The sequence below is a fragment of the Cohnella hashimotonis genome, from assembly GCF_030014955.1.
Classification (GTDB): domain Bacteria; phylum Bacillota; class Bacilli; order Paenibacillales; family Paenibacillaceae; genus Cohnella; species Cohnella hashimotonis.
In genome coordinates this window covers 7,837,501-7,860,763 of record NZ_JAGRPV010000001.1, presented here as the reverse complement: position 1 = coordinate 7,860,763, position 23,263 = coordinate 7,837,501, and the positions used below count along the sequence as shown (strand labels likewise).

General features: G+C 55.3%; 20 protein-coding genes and 1 rRNA gene (1 of these 21 cut by a window edge). 9 read left to right on the top strand and 12 right to left on the bottom strand.

The annotated features are described in order from the left end of the window. Window positions 1–26: 26 nt before the first annotated feature. From KB449_RS31340 to rpmH, 11 genes are all read right to left on the bottom strand, one after another. Entirely contained in the window at window positions 27–1,193 is a 1,167-nt protein-coding gene (locus KB449_RS31340) for an aminotransferase class V-fold PLP-dependent enzyme (protein WP_282912094.1), read from the bottom strand. A 158-nt stretch (window positions 1,194–1,351) separates the two neighbouring features. After that, window positions 1,352–2,206, bottom strand: coding sequence for a ParB/RepB/Spo0J family partition protein (locus KB449_RS31335; RefSeq protein WP_282912093.1), 855 nt, complete (start codon window positions 2,204–2,206; stop codon window positions 1,352–1,354). Then, window positions 2,187–2,960, bottom strand: a complete 774-nt coding sequence (locus tag KB449_RS31330; protein ID WP_282912092.1) for a ParA family protein — start codon at window positions 2,958–2,960, stop codon at window positions 2,187–2,189. The genes KB449_RS31335 and KB449_RS31330 overlap by 20 nt, the downstream gene beginning before the upstream one ends. A 53-nt stretch (window positions 2,961–3,013) precedes the next feature. Next, window positions 3,014–3,847 carry a nucleoid occlusion protein gene (gene noc, locus KB449_RS31325; RefSeq protein ID WP_282912091.1) on the bottom strand — a complete coding sequence of 278 codons (834 nt, stop codon included), beginning with the start codon at window positions 3,845–3,847 and terminating at the stop codon, window positions 3,014–3,016. Between the two features lie 428 nt (window positions 3,848–4,275). After that, window positions 4,276–5,004 carry a 16S rRNA (guanine(527)-N(7))-methyltransferase RsmG gene (rsmG, locus tag KB449_RS31320; protein ID WP_282912090.1) on the bottom strand — a complete coding sequence of 243 codons (729 nt, stop codon included), beginning with the start codon at window positions 5,002–5,004 and terminating at the stop codon, window positions 4,276–4,278. Then, on the bottom strand, window positions 5,004–6,902 hold the full coding sequence (mnmG, locus tag KB449_RS31315; protein WP_282912089.1) for a tRNA uridine-5-carboxymethylaminomethyl(34) synthesis enzyme MnmG: 1,899 nt from the start codon (window positions 6,900–6,902) through the stop codon (window positions 5,004–5,006). Before mnmG ends, rsmG begins: the two co-directional genes overlap by 1 nt. Before the next feature lie 37 nt (window positions 6,903–6,939). Next, the gene (gene mnmE, locus KB449_RS31310; RefSeq protein WP_282912088.1) at window positions 6,940–8,316 is read right to left on the bottom strand and encodes a tRNA uridine-5-carboxymethylaminomethyl(34) synthesis GTPase MnmE; all 1,377 of its coding nucleotides are present in this window, start codon (window positions 8,314–8,316) and stop codon (window positions 6,940–6,942) included. Between the two features lie 106 nt (window positions 8,317–8,422). Beyond that, complete coding sequence (gene jag / locus KB449_RS31305) at window positions 8,423–9,040, bottom strand: RNA-binding cell elongation regulator Jag/EloR (protein ID WP_282912087.1); 618 nt, start codon at window positions 9,038–9,040, stop codon at window positions 8,423–8,425. Further along, on the bottom strand, window positions 8,964–9,794 hold the full coding sequence (locus KB449_RS31300; RefSeq protein WP_434082570.1) for a YidC/Oxa1 family membrane protein insertase: 831 nt from the start codon (window positions 9,792–9,794) through the stop codon (window positions 8,964–8,966). The genes jag and KB449_RS31300 overlap by 77 nt, the downstream gene beginning before the upstream one ends. Window positions 9,795–10,026: 232 nt before the next feature. Further along, window positions 10,027–10,470 carry a ribonuclease P protein component gene (rnpA, locus tag KB449_RS31295; protein WP_350356254.1) on the bottom strand — a complete coding sequence of 148 codons (444 nt, stop codon included), beginning with the start codon at window positions 10,468–10,470 and terminating at the stop codon, window positions 10,027–10,029. Window positions 10,471–10,562: 92 nt separating this feature from the next. Further along, window positions 10,563–10,697 carry a 50S ribosomal protein L34 gene (rpmH, locus tag KB449_RS31290; protein ID WP_090116863.1) on the bottom strand — a complete coding sequence of 45 codons (135 nt, stop codon included), beginning with the start codon at window positions 10,695–10,697 and terminating at the stop codon, window positions 10,563–10,565. Window positions 10,698–11,274: 577 nt separating this feature from the next. On the opposite strand from rpmH, the gene dnaA reads away from it, so the two are divergent. The 6 genes from dnaA (at window position 11,275) to gyrB (ending at window position 17,614) form a co-directional block, all read left to right on the top strand. Continuing rightward, window positions 11,275–12,627: a chromosomal replication initiator protein DnaA gene (gene dnaA / locus KB449_RS31285; protein ID WP_282912086.1), complete on the top strand. Its 1,353-nt coding sequence runs from the start codon at window positions 11,275–11,277 to the stop codon at window positions 12,625–12,627. A 200-nt stretch (window positions 12,628–12,827) separates the two neighbouring features. Continuing rightward, entirely contained in the window at window positions 12,828–13,970 is a 1,143-nt protein-coding gene (dnaN, locus tag KB449_RS31280) for a DNA polymerase III subunit beta (RefSeq protein WP_282912085.1), read from the top strand. 10 nt (window positions 13,971–13,980) lie between these two features. Continuing rightward, window positions 13,981–14,199: a S4 domain-containing protein YaaA gene (gene yaaA / locus KB449_RS31275; RefSeq protein ID WP_282912084.1), complete on the top strand. Its 219-nt coding sequence runs from the start codon at window positions 13,981–13,983 to the stop codon at window positions 14,197–14,199. A 69-nt stretch (window positions 14,200–14,268) separates the two neighbouring features. Beyond that, a complete protein-coding gene (gene recF, locus KB449_RS31270; RefSeq protein ID WP_282912083.1) occupies window positions 14,269–15,387 on the top strand; it encodes a DNA replication/repair protein RecF in 1,119 nt (372 codons plus the stop codon). Between the two features lie 25 nt (window positions 15,388–15,412). After that, entirely contained in the window at window positions 15,413–15,661 is a 249-nt protein-coding gene (gene remB, locus KB449_RS31265; RefSeq protein WP_090116868.1) for an extracellular matrix regulator RemB, read from the top strand. 42 nt (window positions 15,662–15,703) lie between these two features. Continuing rightward, window positions 15,704–17,614, top strand: a complete 1,911-nt coding sequence (gene gyrB, locus KB449_RS31260; protein WP_282912951.1) for a DNA topoisomerase (ATP-hydrolyzing) subunit B — start codon at window positions 15,704–15,706, stop codon at window positions 17,612–17,614. A 58-nt stretch (window positions 17,615–17,672) separates the two neighbouring features. Here gyrB and KB449_RS31255 read toward each other — a convergent pair whose 3' ends face one another. Next, a complete protein-coding gene (locus tag KB449_RS31255) occupies window positions 17,673–18,485 on the bottom strand; it encodes a YheC/YheD family protein (protein ID WP_282912082.1) in 813 nt (270 codons plus the stop codon). Window positions 18,486–18,619: 134 nt separating this feature from the next. Between KB449_RS31255 and gyrA the strand changes: the two genes are divergently transcribed. From gyrA to KB449_RS31240, 3 genes are all read left to right on the top strand, one after another. Further along, a complete protein-coding gene (gene gyrA, locus KB449_RS31250; protein WP_282912081.1) occupies window positions 18,620–21,133 on the top strand; it encodes a DNA gyrase subunit A in 2,514 nt (837 codons plus the stop codon). Between the two features lie 28 nt (window positions 21,134–21,161). Continuing rightward, on the top strand, window positions 21,162–22,220 hold the full coding sequence (locus KB449_RS31245) for an HD-GYP domain-containing protein (RefSeq protein WP_282912080.1): 1,059 nt from the start codon (window positions 21,162–21,164) through the stop codon (window positions 22,218–22,220). Window positions 22,221–22,556: 336 nt separating this feature from the next. Further along, a 16S ribosomal RNA gene (locus KB449_RS31240) occupies window positions 22,557–23,263 on the top strand; it runs 846 nt beyond the window's last position.

Here is a 23,263-nt window from a genome sequence, read left to right as displayed (position 1 = left end):
AACCACCGTCCGCCATTCTGCAGTCCTTATGCCCGCAACGTTTGTCCAATTTCTTGCACGGCTTCTACCAACGATACAATATCCGAATGCTCCGTAAAATATCCCGGGCTGGCTCTTACCGCTCCCGTTTCCGTTGTCCCTGCGCTCTCATGTCCGAGCGGCGTGCAGTGGAATCCGGACCGGACGGCGATGCCGAACTGACGGTCCAACAAGAATGCCATCTCGGAAGGATCGACGCCCTCCAACGTAAAAGCGACGATCGCCGTTCGCTCAATCTCCGGACCAGGACCCAATATACGCACGCCTGGAATCACCGAGAGTCCTGTCATAAGCTCCCGGGTCAAACTTAGCTCTTTGGCATGTATCCGCTCCACCGTCTCTCCCAAGACGTAGCGTACGCCCTCCGTAAGGCCTGCTATGCCGACCGTGTTGGGCGTGCCAGCCTCATATCTATCCGGCCTAGTAGAAGGCTGCTCAGGCGATTCTGAGCGACTCCCCGTGCCTCCGTGCATCAAGGGTTCCAGATCCAGCTCAGGTCGGATGTACAGTCCTCCTGTCCCCTGTGGACCCATGAGTCCCTTATGTCCCGGGAAGGCCAGCAGATCGATATTCATAGCTTCCACATCGATCTCAAGCACGCCCGCACTTTGCGCCGCGTCGACAAGCAGCGGTACGCCGGCCGCTCGCGTGACGGCGCCGATGTCGCCGACGGGGGCTATCGTTCCGAGAAGATTAGAGCTATGTGTGACAGCCACGAGCTTGGTAGCCGGCGTGATCGCTTGCCTGACATCGTTAGGATTCAACACACCGTCAGCGCCGACCGATACATAGGTTACATGAATACCCAGCTTGCGTTTCAATGCCTCAAGCGGGCGCCGGACAGAGTTGTGCTCCATTGCCGTCGTTACGACGTGATCCCCCGGCTTCAGCAAGCCTTGGATTGATTGATTGAGTGCATGTGTCGTATTGAGCATAAAGGCAATATCGTTCGGGTTCGCAATCTTGAAAAGACGTGCCAGCATCTTGCGTCCTTCGAAGAGAACCCTGCTTGCCTTCACGGCCATCTCGTGACTGCCCCTGCCCGGATTTGCTGCGGCTTCGCGCATCGCCTTTTCCATGGCTTCCAGTACGCCGGGAGGCTTCGGCCAGGAGGTCGCCGCATTGTCCAGATAGATCAATGGCTTTTCTTTCATCTGTGCGCCTCCTCGTCTAACCTTCTATTTTTGGTGATCTGTTCATTCCAATTCAGCGATGGCGCTAAGAACAAAAACGGCCTCGCTCTTGGCATTCCAAGTGCGAAGCCGTCTTATTCTCCGCTCCGTCACGAGCCTTCGATCGTGGATGGCAGATCTTATGCTTTGACTGCTTGCAGGATCTCTAGCAAGCGTTCCAGATCCCCTTTGCTGAAATAGGCCAGTTCGATGCGTCCCTTTTCCTTGTTCGGCTTGATTCGCACCGTCGTCTGGAACCGTTCGCGCAGCGTCTCTTCGATCTCCTCAATATATGGGTCGCGCTTTTTAGCTTTTGCTTTGACGGTTTTGCCTTTCACGACCGCGTCCATCTGTTGCACGGCGTTCTCCAGCTCGCGGACGCTCCAATTGTTAGCCAGCGTCTGCTTCGCCAGATCTTTGCGCTTGGCGTCTTCCTTAATTCCCGCCAATGCTCTAGCGTGTCCCATCGACAATGTTCCACGTGAAACATGATCTTTGATCTCATCCGGCAGTGCGAGAAGTCGAAGGAAGTTGGCAATGTGGGAACGAGACTTGCCGACCTTGAGCGAGAGTTCTTCTTGCGTTAATGCAAATTGATTCATAATCGATTGATAGGCAATGGCAACTTCAATCGCGTTCAGATCCTCGCGCTGTACATTTTCGATAAGTGCAATTTCCATCACTTGTTGATCGCTGTAAGCACGAACGACTGCAGGGATCGTAGGATTGCCCAGGAGCTGCGAAGCTCTAAATCGACGTTCGCCAGCAATGATCTCAAAACCGCGGAGAGCCGTACGAACGATTATCGGTTGAATGACGCCGTGCTCGCGAATCGACTCGGCTAGTTCTTTGATTGCTTCTTCTTCAAACGTCTTACGCGGTTGATAGGGATTCGCGCGGAGTTGCGCCAACGGAATCTCTACGATCTTGTCGTCTTCCTTGATGGATAAAGACGTGATCAGGGCGTCGAGCCCTTTACCTAGCCGCTTGCTCATACGTAATCACTTCCTTCGCCAGCTCGAGATAAACCTCGGCCCCTTTGGATCTAGGATCGTATGTGATGATCGATTGTCCGTGCGATGGCGCCTCGCTGAGACGAACATTGCGCGGGATAACCGTCTGATAGACTTTTTGTTGAAAGTACTTTTTTACTTCTTCGATAACTTGGATGCCCAGATTCGTACGAGCATCGAACATCGTGAGCAGTACGCCTTCGATCTGAAGTGTGGTGTTCAGGTGCTTCTGTACGAGGCGAATCGTATTCAGCAGCTGACTCAATCCTTCAAGCGCATAATACTCGCATTGAATCGGAATGATGACCGAATCGGAAGCTGTAAGCGAGTTGATCGTCAGAATGCCCAATGACGGCGGGCAGTCGATCAGGATATAGTCGAATTCATTGCGAACCATAGCGAGCGCCTTCTTAAGGCGAACTTCGCGGGAGATGGTAGGCACCAGCTCAATCTCGGCACCTGCGAGTTGAATCGTCGCAGGAATGAGCTTCAGATTCGGCAGAGCCGTATCCACAATCGCCTGTTTAGGGTGGATCTCGTTGATTAAGATATCATAGATGCAATATTCCACATCGGCTTTATTTATGCCGACACCGCTTGTCGTATTGCCCTGTGCGTCGATGTCCACTATGAGCACTTTACGTCCCAATGTGGACAGACAGGCGCCTAGGTTGACAGCCGTTGTCGTTTTGCCGACACCGCCCTTTTGATTGGCAATGGCAATAATTTTGGACAACCCGTTCACCTCATCGTCAGCCGCCTAACTTGCTGGATTTTCATGAATCCCAACTAGCTTGGATTGCTGTTGTTTTTCTTTGGTATCTTGATGACAATTTCAATATGATCGTCCATATCGCGTTCGCTTGATTTAATCGGGATGCCAGAACCTGTGACCATATCTACAGATTGTCTTATGGTATTGATGGCAAGCCGAATGTCCTTAGAAAAGGATACGCGACGCGATTTGGCAGGCTTGCTCGCCTCAAGTAGAAAAGCGACGCGAGTTTCCGTTTGCTTAACATTCAGTTCCTTGTCGATGATTTCTTGAAGCAGCTTGTCCTGCGCTTCTTCATTCGGCAGCGCCAGCATGGCACGAGCATGGCGTTCCGTGATTTTGCGCTCCATCAGCGCCAGCTTAACATTCTCTCCCAGCTGAAGCAGACGAATCTTATTGGCGATCGTCGACTGGCTTTTGCCCAGACGCTGCGCCAAACTCTCTTGCGTCAACTGATGCAGATCGATCAGTTTTTGGTAAGCGACGGCTTCCTCAATTGAAGTCAGACCTTCGCGTTGAAGATTTTCGATCAAAGCCATCGAGGCGGCTTGGGAATCGTTAATTTCTCTTACGATCGCCGGGATGTGTTCCATGCCCAACTTGGTGACCGCACGCCAGCGGCGTTCTCCCGCTATGAGCTCGTATTTTCCATCCCGGACACGGACTACGATCGGCTGGATGATGCCAAGCGTCTTGATCGTCTGACATAGCTCGTCGATCCGGTCGTCATCAAAGACGGACCTGGGTTGATAAGGGCTCGGGACGATATCCACTACGGCAATCTGCCGAACTTCTTCCTGGCCGCTCCGTTCGGACAATCCGAACAAACGAGATAACGGTTCTCTCATGTCTTCCATCCCACCACGTTCGTCTGTAATGAGGTTCCGGTAAACGCAATCTGCCATAATCCTAGCAACTCAATAGCAGATTAATAGAGCCTGATGCAGCCTTCAAAACGACTTGTTTATACACATTTTTCGACAGGAGCCGCCGTCGGACAGGACATTCTCATGCTCGATCTAATCATTTCTAGGTGACCGTTGCATGGAGAAAAGGCAAGGATTCAACCATGCCGGAGGTGCAGAGTGACGAAAAAAGCGCCGCCATTTCACGCCTCCGAGGCGCATATGCGGCACGACGATTTTGCAGTACTATATTATATTCTCTATTGTACGCCTGAATCCTTCTCTTGAAAAGAGTTTCCTGTGTTTAGAGGGTGATTTGTTCCACGTGAAACAAGAAAATATGGCGATTTTGTTTCACGTGGAACATGGGATTAAACAAGTGGCTGCTTGAGAGGAACTCCCGCCTTGCGAGGATATTCTTTTGGCGTCTTTCCAAGCTTGCCGATTACGATCAACTGACGCTCGGATTGCTCTAGCGGTAATTTAAGCTCGCGCGTATATCTAAGTTTTGCATTGAGAAGACGTATGCTCCTGGCGCTCTCCTGGAGCTCAGCCGTGTGATCCGATCCCTTCATTGCTATGAAGTGCCCTTCAATTTTAACAAAGGGAAGGCAAAGCTCGTTCAGTCCCGCGAGCCGAGCTACTGCCCGAGCTGTGACGAGGTCATACCGGTCGCGGTGTTCGCTTAATCGACCAATGTCCTCCGCTCTGCCATGTACGAGTGTAACATTACTCAGCTGCAGCTCATCAACTACCGCCTGTAAGAAACGGATGCGCTTGGCGAGAGAGTCGATAATCGTGACTTCCAGTTGGGGAAACGCGATTTTAAAAGGAATGGACGGGAAGCCGGCGCCCGCTCCGATGTCCGCCATACTGGTAGCCGATACAGCCTCGGGCAAAACGCCCAAGGTCAACGAATCGTAGAAGTGCTTCTCATAAACGGCTTCTCGTTCCGTAATTCCCGTCAAATTCATCTTCTCGTTCCACTCGACAAGCAAGCGGTAATACGACTCATACTGGATGAGTTGAGTGTCGCTCAGCTCGATCCCCAAGTCGGCTTGAACTCGCTCGCTGAACCAATGCCGCAGTTCGTCCGCCATCAGCTGCTCCTGGCTGCCGTCACACGATTATAATGCTCCAGGTGTACGAGCAAAATGGACAAGTCGGCTGGCGTGACGCCGGAGATTCGCGATGCTTGCCCGATATTTAGCGGACGAATCTGGTGCAGCTTCTGCTTGGCTTCAGTCGCCAGTCCGTGCACCGCGCTATAGTCGATATCGTCGGGAATGCGCTTCTTTTCCATCTTGGCGAGCTTTTCAACCTGCGCAAGCTGCTTTTCGATGTATCCCGTGTACTTGATCTGGATCTCAACCTGCTCCTTCATATCCTCAGACAAAATCGCGGGAGACGGAGAAAAACCCTCGATATGCGCATAGGTGACTTCTGGCCGGCGAAGCAGCGTAACTCCGTCAACAGTGTTTTGAAGCGGCGCCGAATCAATCGTAGCCAATAGTGCTTGCGTAGCCTCGTCCGGTCGGATGCGGATCTCCTTTAGTCTCGCGAGCTCCGCCTCTACCTTCTGCTTCTTCTCTTCGAATAAAGCAAACCGCGCGTCGGAGATCAAGCCGATTTCCTTGCCCAGCGGGGTCAGGCGCAGATCCGCGTTGTCGTGACGGAGAAGCAAGCGATATTCTGCGCGGGACGTGAGCAGACGATAAGGCTCATTCGTTCCTTTTGTGACCAAGTCGTCGATCATGACGCCGATATATCCCTGGGAACGATCGATAATGACCGGTTCCTTGTCCTGGGCCTTGCGTGCAGCGTTGATACCGGCCATGATGCCTTGTCCTGCCGCCTCTTCGTAACCGGACGTGCCGTTAATCTGTCCTGCCGTAAACAGGCCGGATATAACCTTTGTCTCTAAGGACGGCCACAGCTGTGTCGGCACAACCGCATCGTACTCAATCGCATAGCCCGTACGCATCATCTCTACTTGCTCCAGCCCAGGAATCGATCGCAGAATCTGCAGTTGAACCTCTTCAGGCATGCTCGTCGACAATCCCTGCACGTAATATTCCTTCGTGTTTGCACCCTCAGGCTCCAGGAAGATCTGGTGCTTGGGCTTATCCGCGAAGCGAACGATTTTATCTTCGATTGAAGGACAATAACGCGGACCTGTCCCCTCGATCGCCCCGGAGAACATCGGCGCGCGATGCAAGTTATCGTTAATGATCTTGTGCGTATCTTCGGACGTGTAGGTCAGCCAGCATGGCAGCTGTTCGCCTGCCCGCTCGGAGTATTCCGTTTCGTAAGAAAAATACTTGGGCTTGTCGTCGCCCGGTTGAATCTCCGTCTTCGAGAAATCGATCGTGTCCTTGTGAACGCGCGGCGGCGTCCCCGTCTTGAATCGCACGAGCTTCAATCCGTTCTCCCGCAGCGATTCGGACAGCTTCACCGACGGCTGCTGATTATTCGGACCGCTCTCATACATCAGCTCACCCATGATAACCTTGCCGCGCAAGTAAGTGCCCGTCGTAATGACCACCGTCTTGGAATGGTACTCCGCACCAGTCTTCGTAATGATGCCCCGGCAGATCCCATCTTCGACGATCAGCTCTTCGGCCATTCCTTGGCGAAGCGTCAGCTTCTCCTCCCGCTCAATCGTCTCCTTCATCTCATGTTGATACAGAAATTTATCCGCTTGCGCACGCAGCGCATGCACAGCCGGTCCTTTACCGGTATTCAGCATCCGCATCTGAATAAAAGTCTTATCGATATTGCGTCCCATCTCTCCGCCTAGCGCATCGATCTCGCGAACGACGTGTCCCTTGGCCGGTCCGCCTACAGACGGATTGCAAGGCATAAAGGCGATCATATCAAGATTAATGGTAAGCAAAAGCGTCTCGCAGCCCATACGCGCAGCCGCAAGCGCAGCTTCAACGCCTGCATGCCCGGCGCCGACGACAATAACGTCGTACTCGCCTGCTACATATCCCACTGTGGATACACTCCTTTTGTTTTTATATTGTAAATATTTATTTTCCTAAACAAAATTTTGAAAATATCTGATCGAGCAGCGACTCCGATGCGGTGTCGCCGACAATCTCCCCTAGCGACTCCCACGCCGCGGCAATATCGATCTGGATCAAGTCCACAGGCAACCCTTGCTCCGCGCCGTCGATGGCATCCTGCAGAGAACGCGCCGATGCATGCAGCAACGATATATGCCGAACGTTGCTAACATACGTGGCATCCGACGACTCGATGCCTCCGCTCATAAACAGCTTGGAGACGGCTCGCTCCAGTGCCTCCATCCCCAAGCCTTCCTTCGCTGACAGAGAAACGATTCGCTCGCTTGGATAAAGGGAGCGAACCTCCTCCTCCTCCAGACGAAGCTCCAGATCCGACTTGTTCAGAATTACGATTGTCGGACGGTCCTTCAGCTCCTCCAGCAAACGCCTCTCCTCCTCGTGAAGCGCATCGCTGCGGCTTAGCACGAGCAGAATCAGGTCGGCATCGCCGAGGGCGCCCCGCGAGCGTTCTACGCCGATCCGCTCGACGACGTCTTCCGTTTCCCGGATGCCTGCCGTGTCGAGCAGCCGCAGCGGAATGCCTGACAGCGTGACCGACTCTTCCACGATGTCTCGCGTCGTACCGGGAATATCGGTCACAATCGCCCGATTCTCCTTCACCAGCGCGTTCAACAGCGACGACTTGCCCGCATTCGGGCGGCCAACAATCGCCGTCACGATGCCTTCCCGCAGAATTTTCCCCTCCGCGGCGGTCTTCAGCAGCGTCTCCACCTGCCGAAGCACAGCACCGCAGTGGTCTCTGATGACACCGCCAGTTACCTCTGCGACATCGTGCTCCGGGTAATCGATGTTGACTTCGACATGCGCGAGCAGCTCGATCAATTGTTCCTTCAGCGGCACGAGGCGCTTCGATAGCGCTCCCTCCGCCTGCTTGCGCGCCACCTGAAACGCCTTCGAGGACTTGGACCGGATCAGGTCGATGACCGCCTCCGCCTGCGCCAGGTCGATCCTGCCGTTTAAGAAGGCTCGCTTCGTGAATTCGCCAGGCTCGGCCATGCGAATCCCGCTCCGCAGCAGCAGCTCCAGCACCGACTGGACGGCAACGATCCCTCCGTGGGTGCTGATCTCCACGACATCCTCCGCCGTGAATGAGCGCGGACCCTTCATCACGGTGACGAGCACTTCGTCCATCACGCTGCCGCTATCCGGATCCTTGATCCACCCGTAATGCACGGTATGCGACTCAACCTCTCTCAAGTCCTCCTTCGACTTGAAGAGCGGCGCTACCTTGCCGATCGCCTCTGCGCCGCTCACGCGTACGACGGCGATGCTTCCCTCTCCAAGCGCCGTCGCTATTGCCGCTATTGTATCTTCATTCATATCGTTCCCTCATTTAGCGCTAAACTCATATAATCCCCAACCCTTGCCATAAACAAAAAACGCAATGGTCCGCTTGCATCTGCAAGCCATTGCGTTGGACTTTCATTCACTTGATAGCAATGACGACGCAGCGGTTCGGTTCATCGCCTTGACTGTAGGTGCGCACTTGCGGATGGCCTTGAAGTTTCGCATGGATGATCTTCCGTTCGGAGGCGCTCATCGGCTCGAGCACGATGTCCTTCCTTGTCTTCGCGGCGCGGAGCGCCATTCGGTCGGACAGGGCTTCAAGCGTCTCTCTACGCCTCTTTCGGAATTGCTCCGCATCGAGGACGATGCGCAGATGACGGTCCGAATGCCGGTTCGCGACGATGTTCGTCAGATACTGAAGCGCGTCCAATGTCTGGCCTCTGCGTCCGATCAACATACCCAGATTAGCGCCGGACAAGCTAATCAGTACTTCGTCAGCGCCGTCGTCCCGTTCGATCTCCACAGTCGAATGCATGGCATCGGTTACTTCCTGGAGAAAAGCGACCGCGTGATCGACGCCGTCGGGCAGCAGCTCCACCTGTACGCGAGCTTCCTTGGCGCCGATCAAGCCGAACAGTCCCTTGCTGGGCTGCTCAAGCACGGTTACTTTAACGCGGTCCTCACTTGCCCCGAGAGTGACGAGGCTTTTTCTTACCGCTTCCTCCACCGACTTTCCTGTTGCTTCGACCCTTTTCATCTGCGATGGCCTCCTTGCCTTTGCCTTGCGGCTCGGCTTTGCGTCCATACATGAAATAGTTCTGCGTGATGGTGTAGATATTACTGTAGATCCAGTAAAGCGGAAGCGCCGCCGGGAACGAAAGCGCCATGACGAAGATCAGCACGGGGAAGATCAACATCAGACCCTTCATCGCGCCCATCTGCTGCGGCTGCTGGGACTGCATCATTTTCGATTGCACGAATGTGGTCAATGCGGCGATAACCGGGAGAATATAGAACTTGTCCGGCTTGCCGAGCTGAAGCCACAGGAATGTATGCTCATAAACGTTAGCATTGACAGTAATGGCACGATAAAGCGCGATAAAAATCGGCATCTGAATGATCAGCGGGAAACAGCCTGCGAGCGGATTGACCTGATGCTCCTGGTAGAGCTTCATCATCTCTTCTTGCTGCTTGCGGGTGTCGTCCTTGTACTTCTCGCGGATCTCCTTCATCTGCGGCTGCAGCTTCTGCATCGCCTTCGTGCTCTTGTACTGCTTGATCATGAGCGGCAGGATAATCGTCCGAACGATGATCACGAGCAAGAGAATCGCGAGGCCGTATTCGCCGTTAAACCACTCGGCGAACTTGTCCAGCATAAGCGAGAACCAATATACGACATTGCTGTCCCACCAGCCGTGGCTATTGGCCAGATCTTCGGTCGTCTTCCGCGTCGTCGGCGGCGTACATCCGGACAGGAAGACCATTAAAGAAACCAGGAGACCGGAGACCATCCAGAATTTGCGATTGCGCAACAACAAACCTCAAAACTCCCCTCTAAAATAACCCCACAAAGGTGGAGCCGTGACTTTGAAGCACTATCGGGACTTTGCGGGGATTCCGGAAAAGGCGAATGCCCGAAAAAAGGCTCGCCGATCATGCATCCGTACGAATACGCCGTCCCGGAACCGAGGGGCAGATCCGTCTCTTTCAAAGCCCAAAACACAAGTCAACTATACCATAAGATTATTGGCAATGGAAAGCGCGCGGGGCACCGTTCGGCGTCTTCGGCCGGCCGCCGCCGGGACCCGACCTGTACGGTCTCCGGTCCTGCGCCGGCGGCGGCGTGGAGCCCTTGGTCAGACCCGCTTTGCGGAGCACGTGAAGCACGCTGCGTTCCATCTCTATATAAGGAAGAGAGATCGCCGGCTTGCGCACGATCAGGATCATGTCGGTGCCCTCGACGATGCGCGAACCGTTAAGCCGCACGATCTCCTTGATCATTCGCCGCATCCGGTTGCGCACGACTGCGCCTCCAAGCTTGCTGCTCACCGAAATGCCCAGCCGGTACAGCCCCGGATCCGGCTTGCGGCGCCAGTAGACGACGAACTGCGAGTTCGCGAACGATTTTCCGCTTCTATAGATACGGCTGAAGTCTTCCTTGTTTCGGAGCCGCAGTTTTCTTTCCATCCTCATCCCTCATCGCCGGATTATGGACTCAAGTCCGTTCATCAGTTATTCCCATATACATGAAAAAAGACCACCTCACGTGGTCTTTATCCTTAAGCGGACAATACTTTGCGGCCCTTTTGGCGGCGAGCGGCGAGAACTTTGCGTCCGTTCTTCGAGCTCATCCGGCTGCGGAATCCGTGTACCTTCTTGCGCTTGTTTACGTTCGGCTTAAATGTCGGTCCCACTTCTTGATACCTCCTAAATATAGAGTAAACGGCACTGCCGTTCGATTGAAAGGCGATGCAACGTTTCGCGGTCAAATTCGAAGTTCGTCTGCACGATCCCCATACGAATTCATCGAACTCAAAAAGAACTCATATGTCCATTTATTAAACCATAAGAGGGCATGGAAGTCAATGAAATCGAAGTTGGACGACTTCGGAAGATATTCACATGTGCATAAAAAGGGAGAGAAAAAAGACTGATGCGCCATTTTGTCGAAACTTCGCACAGAATATCAACAATATCTTGTGTTGTGCACAGAATCCATCCACAAGTTATTGAAATTGTGGATAACACGGCGAATTCCGTTGAATTAAGCGGGTTCATCTGCTATGATAAGTTCACCCATTCGACGTGGATAACGGCTGTTAAACCTCTTTTTATTAACACCCTGTGTATAAATCTGTGAACAAAATCCCTTCTTATGGACATCTCGATAAAGAATAAAGAGGAATTGTGTGGATAACTTGTTGCAAAGGACATCCTTCGACACGCCGCCCTCCCTCTTGTCCGCCTGACGGGTTAAAGGAGTGACTCCATGTGGACAGCCGTACGAACGAGATCTGGCAACAGGTCTTGTCGGTCATCCAGACAAAATTAAGCAAACCGAGTTACGATACGTGGTTCAAAGCCACCAAAGCAAACTTCCTTAATGACGAGACAGTGGTTGTAACCGCTCCCACCACCTTTGCGGCGGAATGGCTGGAGAACAGGTACAAGAAGCTCGTCTCTTCGACGTTGGCGGACTATCTGGATCATCCGGTGGAGGTCAGGTTCGCAATCGAGGAATTCCGGTCGCCCGAGCCTCCCGCGCCGTTCCCGGCCGTGCCCGTCGTCAAGAACGCGGGACCCGAGGAACCGATCGGACATTTGCTCAATCCCAAGTACACCTTCGATACGTTCGTCATCGGCGCCGGCAACCGCTTCGCGCATGCCGCTTCCCTTGCGGTCGCGGAGGCGCCGGCCAAGGCATACAATCCGTTATTCCTCTATGGAGGCGTAGGACTAGGCAAGACTCACTTGATGCATGCGATCGGACATTATATTTTGGAGCACAATCCGTCTTCGAAGGTACTCTACATATCGTCGGAGAAGTTCACGAACGAGTTCATCAATGCGATCCGGGACAACCGCGGCGAGAGCTTCCGCAACAAGTATCGCAACATCGACGTGCTTCTTATCGACGATATCCAGTTCCTCGCCGGCAAGGACGGTACGCAAGAGGAGTTTTTCCATACCTTTAACGCGCTGCACGAAGAGAGCAAGCAGATCATTATCTCCAGCGACCGCACGCCCAAGGAGATCCCGACGCTCGAGGAGCGCCTGCGCTCGCGCTTCGAATGGGGACTGATCACGGACATCCAGCCGCCCGATCTTGAGACGCGCATCGCGATTCTCCGCAAGAAGGCGAAGGCGGAGAACCTGGATATTCCCAACGAAGCGATGGTATATATTGCGAACATGATCGATTCGAACATCCGGGAGCTCGAGGGCGCCCTGATTCGAATCGTCGCTTATTCGTCGCTGACGAACCAGGACGTGTCAACGCACCTGGCTGCCGAAGCGCTCAAGGACATTTTGCCGAACGGACGCAACCGCCTCATTACCATTCAAGATATCCAGCAGCGCGTAGGCGAATTCTATGGGCTTAAGCTCGAGGATTTCAAAGCGCGCAAGCGTACGAAGGCAGTGGCCTTTCCGCGGCAGATCGCGATGTATCTGTCCCGCGAGCTGACGGATTATTCGCTGCCCAAGATCGGGGACAACTTCGGCGGAAGAGACCACACGACGGTTATCCACGCCCACGAGAAGATCACGCAGCAGCTGAAGGTCGACGCCGAGCTGTACAAGATCGTCGGCAACCTGACGGAAAAGATTAAAAACCTGTCGTAGACGAGAATCCCGATATCCACCTGTGGACAAAAAAGACGATATTAAAACGTGAATAACGAAAAAACCTATGCACAACTCGTACACATGTGGATAGGTTGTCGTTTTCGGCTTTTTTGGGCTTATCCACATATTCAGGGCCCCTACTACTACGACTATCTTTTAAGACCATACCATTAAGGCGAATATACGAGGTGATCCCGTTGAAATTGACGATATTGCGCACGGAGTTAAACGAAGCGGTTCAAAACGTATCCAAGGCGGTATCCGCACGCAGCACGATACCGATTTTGAGCGGTATTAAAATAGATGTGAGCGATCGCGGCGTGACGCTGACTGCCAGCGATACCGATATTTCCATTCAGCACTTTATTCCACTCGAATCCGCAAGCAAGACGGTCGTAAAAGTGGAACGTCCGGGGAGCGTCGTGCTGCCCGCCAAGTTTTTCGTCGAAATCGTCAAGAAGCTGCCGCACGAGGAAGTAAATCTTGAAGTCGGCGAACGCTTCCAGACGCTAATTCATTCCGGCGCAACCGAGATCCAACTCGTCGGGCTCGATCCGGAGGAGTTCCCCGTTCTGCCAATACTGGAAGAAGACCGCGTTTTTTCGATTCCCGGAGATTTGCTGCGGTCCATGATTCGCCAGACGGTATTCGCCGTTACGACGAACGAATCGACCCCGATTCTGACCGGCGTGCTTTGGAGTCTCCAGGAAGGCGTGTTCAAGTTTGTAGCAACCGACCGTCATCGGTTGGCCACCTGCAAGACCAGCATCGACACCGATCCTGCGCTCAAATTCAGCGGCGTCGTCATCTCGGGCAAGACGCTTAACGAACTGTCGAAGATTATTCCCGACCAGAACACCCTCGTCGACATCGTCGTCGCCGACAATCAGGTGCTGTTCAAGCTCGGCGAAGTGCTGTTCTTTTCCCGGATGCTCGACGGCGCTTATCCCGACACTTCCAAGATTATTCCGAGCCAGTTCAAAACAGAACTCGTCCTGAACACAAAATCGCTCAGCGACGCGATCGACCGCGCATACCTGCTCTCGCGGGAAGAAAAAACGAACATCGTCCGCCTCTTGACAACGGATGACGGCAACATCGAGATCAACTCCAGCTCCTCCGAGCTCGGACGCGTACAAGAGCATCTGGACGCCACGGATCTGACCGGCGAGCCCCTGCGAATCGCCTTCAACTCTAAATACATGCTCGACGTACTGAAGGTCGTAGAGAGCGAGCAGCTGTACATCGGTTTCAACGGCGCAATGAGCCCGATCATTTTCAAGCCGCGCGATCACGACAACAGCCTGCATCTCATTCTCCCTTACCGGACGACGAATTGAGGAGCGCCTCATGAAAGAAATCGAGATCTCGACCGAATATATCCAGCTTCAGCAGCTGCTCAAGCTGGGCGATTGCATCGGCTCCGGCGGCGAAGTGAAGCATTTCCTGCAGGAGACCGAAGTGCTCGTGAACGGTGAAAAAGAAAACCGCCGCGGACGCAAGCTGCGACCCGGCGACGTCATCGAAGTGGCTGGCTGCGGAAGCTTCGCCGTCCGCGCCAAGTCGTAGTCTGCGCCGGCAGGCCGCTTACGCTTAACCCAAGTGCCGCCGCCGGACAGATCAGAGAGGAAGTCCCGCATGCAGCTGAACAAGATCGCACTGCATGGCTACCGCAACTACGGCGAACTGTCGCTTGCGACGGCCGCAGGCGTCAATATCATCATCGGTCCCAACGCGCAGGGCAAGACGAACCTGCTGGAAGCCATCCACGTGCTCGCCCTGACCAAGTCGCATCGTACTTCCAAGGACCGCGAGCTGATCGGCTGGAACGAGCCCTCGGCTCGCATTGAAGCAGAGATCGAACGCAAGCTCGGCAAGATCACGCTGGAGCTCCAGCTCTCCGCGCAAGGCAAAAAGGCGAAAATAAACGGTCTCGAGCAGCGCAAGCTAAGCGCGTTCGTCGGCACGGTCAACGTCGTGCTGTTCGCCCCCGAGGACCTCGACATCGTCAAGGGCGCTCCCGGCATCAGACGCCGGTTCATGGATATGGAGATCGGCCAGGTGCATCCGGCCTACCTGCACGACTCCCTGCAGTATCAGCGAATCCTCCAGCAGCGCAACAATTACCTTAAGTCTACGGACGCCTCAAGGGCTTCCGCCGAGATGCTCGACGTTTGGAACGAACAATTAGCTTCCTCCGGTGTTAAAATGATGCAGAGAAGGCAAAACTTTATTCATAAGCTGCAAGGCTGGGCGGAGAAGATCCACGCCGGCATCACCGGAGACAAGGAATCGCTGACCGTCGCCTACAAGCCCTCTCTTGCCGCGGAGGAAGGGACCTCGCCCCAAGATCAATCTTCTTTATTGCAACAATTTATGTTAAAGTTAACACAAGGCAAGGAACAGGAATTCCGCCGCGGCACGACGCTCATCGGTCCGCATCGGGACGATTTGGCGTTTGCCATTAACGGCAGGGACGTGCAGACATTCGGCTCGCAGGGCCAGCAGCGGACGGCGGCGCTGTCGCTCAAGCTGGCGGAGCTGGAGCTTATGCGCGAAGAGATCGGGGAGTATCCGCTGCTTCTCCTCGACGACGTCTTGTCCGAACTTGATCAGGAGCGGCAGACCCAGCTCATCGAGACGTTCCAGAACCGCGTGCAGACTTTTATTACCACGACGGGCCTGGAGAGCGTTAATATGAGCAGGCTCAAGGATGCCGCTATCTATCATGTACGCGGCGGTACCGTGCTGCCCTAAGGCAGGGAATGTGGAGGGGCTCAATATGTACATTCATCTGGGCGGGGAGAAAATCGTCCGGACTTCGCAGCTCGTCGCGATCTTCGATATCTCGATCGAGCAGTCCTCGAAGCTGTCCAGGCAGTTCGTGGCGCAGGCCCGGAAAAACCGTATCGTGGAGACGATCGGCGAGGAGGATCCCAAGTCAATCGTCGTCACCGAGGAGAGAGTGTATTATTCGCCCATATCGTCTTCTACCCTCAAGAAGCGGGCGCATCATCTGGTCGATTTGTAGGAGCAGCGCGTCAACGTTAAGAAGGCGGTGGAAGAGTTGTCCGTGAATTCTCAGCAGAACACTTACGATGAGAGTCAGATACAGGTACTCGAAGGGTTGGAGGCCGTCCGCAAGCGTCCCGGCATGTACATCGGGTCGACCAGCGGCAAGGGTCTCCATCACCTTGTCTGGGAGGTCGTCGATAACAGTATCGACGAAGCGCTCGCAGGCTACTGTACCCGCGTCGACGTCATTATACATGAAGACAACAGCGTAACCGTCATCGACAACGGCCGGGGCATCCCGGTCGGCGAGAACGTCAAGCTGAAGAAATCGACGCTCGAAGTCGTCATGACCGTTCTTCACGCCGGCGGCAAGTTCGGCGGCGAAGGCTACAAGGTGTCCGGCGGCCTGCACGGCGTCGGCATATCCGTCGTGAATGCACTATCCGAGTGGGTCAGCGTTACCGTCAAGCGCGACGGCAAGATTCACCAGCAGGAGTATCGCCGCGGTGCGCCGCAATACGACATCAAGATCATCGGCGAGACCGAGGATACCGGCACGCAGACGCGTTTCAAGCCCGACTCGGAGATCTTCACCGAGACGACGGTGTTCGAGTACGACGTGCTTGTCGGACGGATCCGCGAACTCGCTTTCTTGAACAAAGGCATTCACCTGACGCTCACCGACGAGCGGTCGGGCATGCACGATTCGTTCAAGTACGACGGCGGCATCAAGGAGTTCGTTCAGTATCTCAACCGTACGCGCGAGGCGCTGCACGAGCAACCGATCTACGTCGAGGGCACCAAGGAAAGCATCGCGGTCGAGATCGCCATGCAGTACAACGACGGCTATACGGAGAACATCTATTCGTTTGCCAATAATATTAATACCCACGAGGGCGGCACGCACGAATCGGGCTTTAAGAGCGCGCTTACCCGGATCGTCAACGACTATGCGCGCAAGATGGGTTTCGTCAAGGAGAACGAGTCGAATCTCACCGGCGACGACTGCCGCGAAGGACTGACCGCGATCATCTCGGTCAAGATCCCCGAGCCGCAGTTCGAAGGCCAGACGAAGACCAAGCTCGGCAACAGCGAAGCGCGAGGTATCGTCGAGTCGCTCTTCGCAGACAAGCTGCTGGAGTTCATGGGCGAAAATCCGGCCGTCGCGCGCAAGGTCGTGGACAAGTCTCTCCAAGCTTCCCGAGCCCGCGAAGCCGCGCGCAAAGCACGTGAGCTGACTCGCCGCAAGGGTGCGCTCGAAGTGAGCTCGCTGCCGGGCAAGCTGGCGGACTGCTCGTCCAAGGACGCTTCGATCAGCGAGCTGTACATCGTCGAAGGCGACTCCGCAGGCGGATCGGCCAAGCAAGGCCGCGATCGTCACTTCCAGGCGATCCTGCCGCTGCGGGGCAAGATTCTGAACGTCGAGAAGGCACGTCTGGACAAGATTCTGTCCAACGCGGAGATTCGGGCGATCATCACGGCACTCGGCACCGGCATCGGAGACGACTTCGATATCGCCAAGGCGCGTTATCACAAGATCATCATCATGACCGACGCCGACGTCGACGGCGCGCACATCCGCACGCTGCTGCTCACCTTTTTCTATCGCTACATGCGGAACCTGATCGAGGAGGGCTTCGTCTACATCGCGCAGCCGCCGCTCTTCAAGATCGAACGCAACAAGGTCGTCCGCTATGCGCAGTCCGAGGCTGAACGCAACGAGATCATCGCCGAATTCGGCGAAGGCGCCAAGGTCAACGTGCAGCGGTACAAAGGTCTCGGCGAGATGAACGCCGATCAGCTATGGGATACGACGATGGATCCGGACAGCCGTACGATGCTCCAAGTACGGATCGAGGATGCGATCCGAGCCGACTTGATCTTCGATACGTTGATGGGAGACAGCGTAGAGCCGCGTCGAGATTTTATCCATCAGTACGCCAGGTACGTCAAGAATCTGGACGTGTGAAGCTTCGGCACCCGCCGGGCGCAGCGATGCGTTCAGCGGGTGCTTTTTTATAACGCATTTAATTTCTGCCGGCGCTGCGACGCTTGGACTTCGCGGAAGCGCGGGCGCTGCGGCGGAATCGTCCGTAGGCTATGGCATACTTGCGAATCCGGCGGTATACGGTGCGATCGGGCAGCCGCATGAAGATATAAGGATCGGGCAGCGTGTTGACCTCCAGAATCCAGGGCTTAAGCGCTGTGTCGACCGCAATGTCGATGCCGATCTCTTTCAGTCCCGGAAAACGCTTGCCGAGCGCCGAAGCGACGTTCACCCCTAGCCTGGACAGCTCCGTCCGGAAGCCGCGGATCGTTCGCCCCGCCTTTTCCAGATGCGTCTTCATCAGCGTCTCCATCGGCATCGGCGTGCCGCCGGCGTGGTAGTTGGTTACAATTTTTCTTGGATGGGCAAGTCTGCCGATGATGCCTGTCGTCTCCCACTGCCCCGCCGGATTCACTTGGACCATCACGCGAAAATCGAATCGGCGGCCATCCTGCTTGAGCAGCTCGATTCCCTGTTGGGACAAGTAGGGACGAGGCCGCTTCAACTTCAGCAGCGCGTCGTACATCTCGTCGAAGCTTGGAAAGGAAAGCTGCTTCTCGCCGGCCTGGAGTGTGTAGCTTTCGTCGGGATCAACCGATCTGCCAAGACGGATGACGCCATTACCGAACGTACCGTTCACCGGCTTCACGTAGATCATGCCGTAATCGCCCAGCATGTCGCGGACCGTATCCCGTTCGAACGGCCTGGTGTTCGGCACGAGACCGCGCAGCTCCGCAGATGCCAGCAGTGCTTCGGTTTTCGCCCATTTGCTGCTGATCCGCCTGATCGGCATCGGCGTTCACGTCACCTTTCGCGTCATCAATATGGTATAATGTTTTCATTCATCCTTTTTTAGAGTATGACGCTTCTGCCGTGGGTGACCATGGCGATTTGACAATAGTGCAGGGATATTGAAGGAGGATCAGCATGGCCGAAGAACAGCGTTCCCCCCTCCGCGACCGGGATATCGGCGTGGAGATGCGGGAATCGTTCATGGATTACGCAATGAGCATCATCGTCAGCCGCGCGCTGCCCGACGTCAGAGACGGGCTCAAGCCGGTACTTCGCCGCATTCTTTACGGGATGTCGGAGCTCGGCATGTCTCCGGACAAGCCGTTCAAGAAGTCCGCGCGTATCGTCGGCGACGTCATGGGTAAGTATCACCCGCACGGCGACTCCTCCATCTATCAGACGATGGTTCGGATGGCGCAGGATTTCTCGCTCCGCTATATGTTGGTTGAAGGTCACGGCAATTTCGGGTCCATCGACGGCGACATGGCGGCAGCCATGCGTTACACGGAATCGCGCCTGTCCAAGATCGCAATGGAGATGCTGCGCGACATCAACAAAGAGACAGTCGACTTCGTTCCCAACTATGACGGAGAAGAGCAGGAACCGGACGTACTTCCTTCGCGGTTCCCCAACCTGCTGGTCAACGGAACGACGGGTATCGCGGTCGGCATGGCGACCAACATTCCGCCGCACAACTTAACCGAGGTCATCAACGGGACGCAGGCCCTGATCAAGAATCCGGACCTGACGGCGCTCGATCTCATGGAGTACATTACCGGCCCCGACTTCCCGACCGCCGGCTTCATCCTTGGACGCCAAGGCATCCGGCAGGCTTACAGCACGGGACGCGGTTCGGTCACGATGCGCGCCCGCGCCGAGATCGAGGAGAACGGCGGCAAAGCCCGGATCATCGTCCATGAGCTGCCTTACCAGGTCGTCAAGGCACGTCTCGTAGAAAAGATCGCAGAGCTTGTGCGGGATAAGCGGATCGAGGGCATCACCGATCTGCGCGACGAATCCGACCGCAACGGCATGCGAATCGTCATCGAGCTGCGCCGCGACGTCAATCCGAGCGTCGTCCTGAACAATCTGTACAAGCAGACGGCCATGCAGTCGACATTCGGTATCAACATGCTCGCGATCGTGAACAAGGAGCCGAAGGTGCTTAACCTTCGCGACGTGCTCCATTACTATATACAGCACCAGATCGAAGTCATACGCCGCAGAACCGAGTACGATCTGAAAAAGGCGCAGGCGCGCGCTCACATTCTCGAGGGCTTGCGCATCGCGCTCGACCATCTCGACGAAGTCATCGCGCTGATCCGCGCTTCGCAGACGACGGAGCAGGCACGCGAAGGCCTGATGACGCGTTTCGGCCTGTCGCACGATCAAGCCCAAGCCATTCTCGAGATGCGCCTGCAGCGTCTCACCGGACTCGAGCGGGAGAAGATCGAGCAGGAGTATCAGGAGCTCATGGTCAAGATCGCCGAGTACCAAGCGATTCTGGCCGATGAGGGACTCGTGCTTGAGATCATCCACGACGAACTTGAAGAGATCAAGCAGAGGTTCGGCGACGACCGCCGCACGGAGATTACGACGAGCGACGAGGAGATTCTCGACGAAGATCTGATACCGCGCGAGGACGTCATCATCTCAATGACGCATTCGGGCTACGTCAAGCGTCTGCCGGTCACCACGTACCGCAGCCAGCGGCGCGGCGGCCGAGGGGTCGTGGGCATGGATACGAAGGACGACGACTTTATCGAGCGGCTCTTCGTTTCCAATACGCATCAGTTCCTCTTGTTCTTCACGAACAAGGGACGCGTATTCCGCCTCAAGGCATACGAGATTCCGGATCTGAGCCGGACTGCGCGGGGCACGCCGATCATCAACCTGATTCAGATCGAACAGGGCGAGACGATCAACGCGGTCATCCCGGTCGAATCGTTCGAGCCGAATCAATATCTGTTCTTCGCGACCAAGTGCGGTATCGTGAAAAAGACGCCGCTCGACGATTATGCGAACATCCGCAAGGTCGGCCTGATCGCGATCTTGCTGCGCGAGGACGACGATCTGATCGGCGTCAAGCTGACCGACGGCAGCCGAGAGGTCGTTATGGGCACGGCACAAGGTATGTCGATTCGTTTCTCCGAAGAAGATGTACGCTCGATGGGGCGTTCTTCGACCGGCGTGAAGGGGATTCAGCTGGATGAAGGCGACGAGGTCATCGACATGGATATCGTCGATCCGGAGCAGACCGTGCTCATCGTCACTTCCAAGGGCTACGGCAAGCGGACGCATCTGAGCGAGTACCGCACGCAGACGCGCGGCGGCAAGGGCATCAAGACGCTGAACGTCACCGACAAGAACGGCGCGATCGTCAGCCTGAAGGTCGTCCAGGACGAAGAAGACTTGATGATCATGACGTCGGGCGGCACGCTGATCCGGATGAGCATGTCCACGATCAACACGATGGGCCGGATCACCCAAGGCGTCAAGCTGATCAATATCAAGGACGAGGACGCGGTGGCGACGGTCGCCAGGGCGCCTCGCAATGAAGACGAAGACGAAGATGCCGAAGAATCGGAAGGCGCCGACACCGAAGGTGCAGTAAGCTCCGATACCGAAGGCGCGGAAGGCGCAGAATAAGGAACGCATTTCAGGGGAGGTAAACGTCGTGGCTGTGCTGCCGATATCGCAAGTACAGACGGGAGATCTATTGCTGCGCGAAGTGCAGACGTCATTCGGCAATATGCTGTTTCCGGAGGGCCGTACGCTCAGCGCGCGCGATCTTGAGATTCTGCAGGCGTACCTCATCCCGGATGCGGACATTAAGAGAGCGGGACTCGAGCAGTCCGACCTGCTAGAGGTGGAGGAAGACAAATCGATGCCGCTCTCCTCGCTCCATCAGAACTTTCTGAAGATGGAGAGGCTGCTGAAGCATACGTTTCAGATGATGGGTCCGGGACAGAAGCTGCCGATCTTCGAGATCCGCGGCGGACTTAAGGATCTGCTCGATCATATCGACGAATATCATGTGCTCACGTTCGTTCCGCCTTACGATCCTGCTGCGGAGCCTTGGATCCGCGGCAGCGTATTGACGGCGCTCACGGGCTACCAGCTCGCCAAGTGGATGAAGCTGCCGGAGAAGGACTGGGTAGCGGTGGCGCTGTCGGGGCTGCTGCACGATATAGGAAACACGCGTATCGACTCTACGATCCTGCGCAAGCCGGGACGTCTTACGACCGACGAGCTGACCGAGATGCGCCAGCATACCGTCTATGGCTACAAGCTGCTCGAGGGCGTCACGTCGCTTAACCAGGGGATTATCCTGACTGCGCTGCAGCATCACGAGCGAATCGATGGCAGCGGCTACCCGATGAAGGCGACGGGGGACAAAATTCACCCGTATGCGAAGATCATAGCGATTGCGGACATGTACCATGCGATGACGTCCGCTCGTGCGTACCGTACGGCCCAGTCGCCGTATATCGTGCTCGAGCAGCTGCAGAAGGAAGCGTTCGGGAAGCTGGATCCTTTGATGATCCAGTGCTTTATTGAACGCAACACGCAGTTCTACAACGGCATGCTGGTGCAGTTGAACGACAATCGTGTCGGGGAGATCGTGTTCACCGACAGGGCGAACCCGACGCGGCCCATGGTGTCGATCTTCGGTGACATTGTGAACCTCGCCAAGGATCGCAATCTCTTTATCACCGCGGTATATTCATCCTAAGGCATTAGATAAGGGAAGAGATCGGACAGGAGAGACGTCCGGTCTCTTTCTATTTATACAGGCGTCATTCATAGCCTATGGATCGCGATGTTTGAAGGAAAGACAGTGGCACAAAATTCCGATAAAGATTTATTCAAATTATGCTTGCAATCGCCCAGGCGCCTGTGATATATTATTCAAGTCGCCGCTGAGAGGCCGCCGAGCAAGAGGCCGAGAGCGAAGACAAGATTGCTCCTTGAAAACTGAACATCGAGCGTTAAAACAAACGGACGCTGAAGCCTTTCGGGGCGGAAGCAAAAGTTATACCAGCTTTATCATGAGCAAGTCGAACTACCCTTTATGGAGAGTTTGATCCTGGCTCAGGACGAACGCTGGCGGCGTGCCTAATACATGCAAGTCGAGCGGATCTCTGATGGAGCTTGCTCCTGAAGAGGTTAGCGGCGGACGGGTGAGTAACACGTAGGCAACCTGCCCTGAAGACCGGGATAACATTCGGAAACGAATGCTAAGACCGGATAGGCAGCGAGATGGCATCATCTTGCTGAGAAACACGGTGCAAGCTGTGGCTTTGGGATGGGCCTGCGGCGCATTAGCTAGTTGGTGGGGTAACGGCTCACCAAGGCGACGATGCGTAGCCGACCTGAGAGGGTGAACGGCCACACTGGGACTGAGACACGGCCCAGACTCCTACGGGAGGCAGCAGTAGGGAATCTTCCACAATGGGCGCAAGCCTGATGGAGCAACGCCGCGTGAGTGAGGAAGGCTTTCGGGTCGTAAAGCTCTGTTGCCAGGGAAGAATAAGGATGTGTTAACTGCACATTCGATGACGGTACCTGAGAAGAAAGCCCCGGCTAACTACGTGCCAGCAGCCGCGGTAATACGTAGGGGGCAAGCGTTGTCCGGAATTATTGGGCGTAAAGCGCGCGCAGGCGGTCTTTTAAGTCTGGTGTCTAAGTGCGGGGCTCAACCCCGTGATGCACTGGAAACTGGGAGACTTGAGTGCAGAAGAGGAGAGCGGAATTCCACGTGTAGCGGTGAAATGC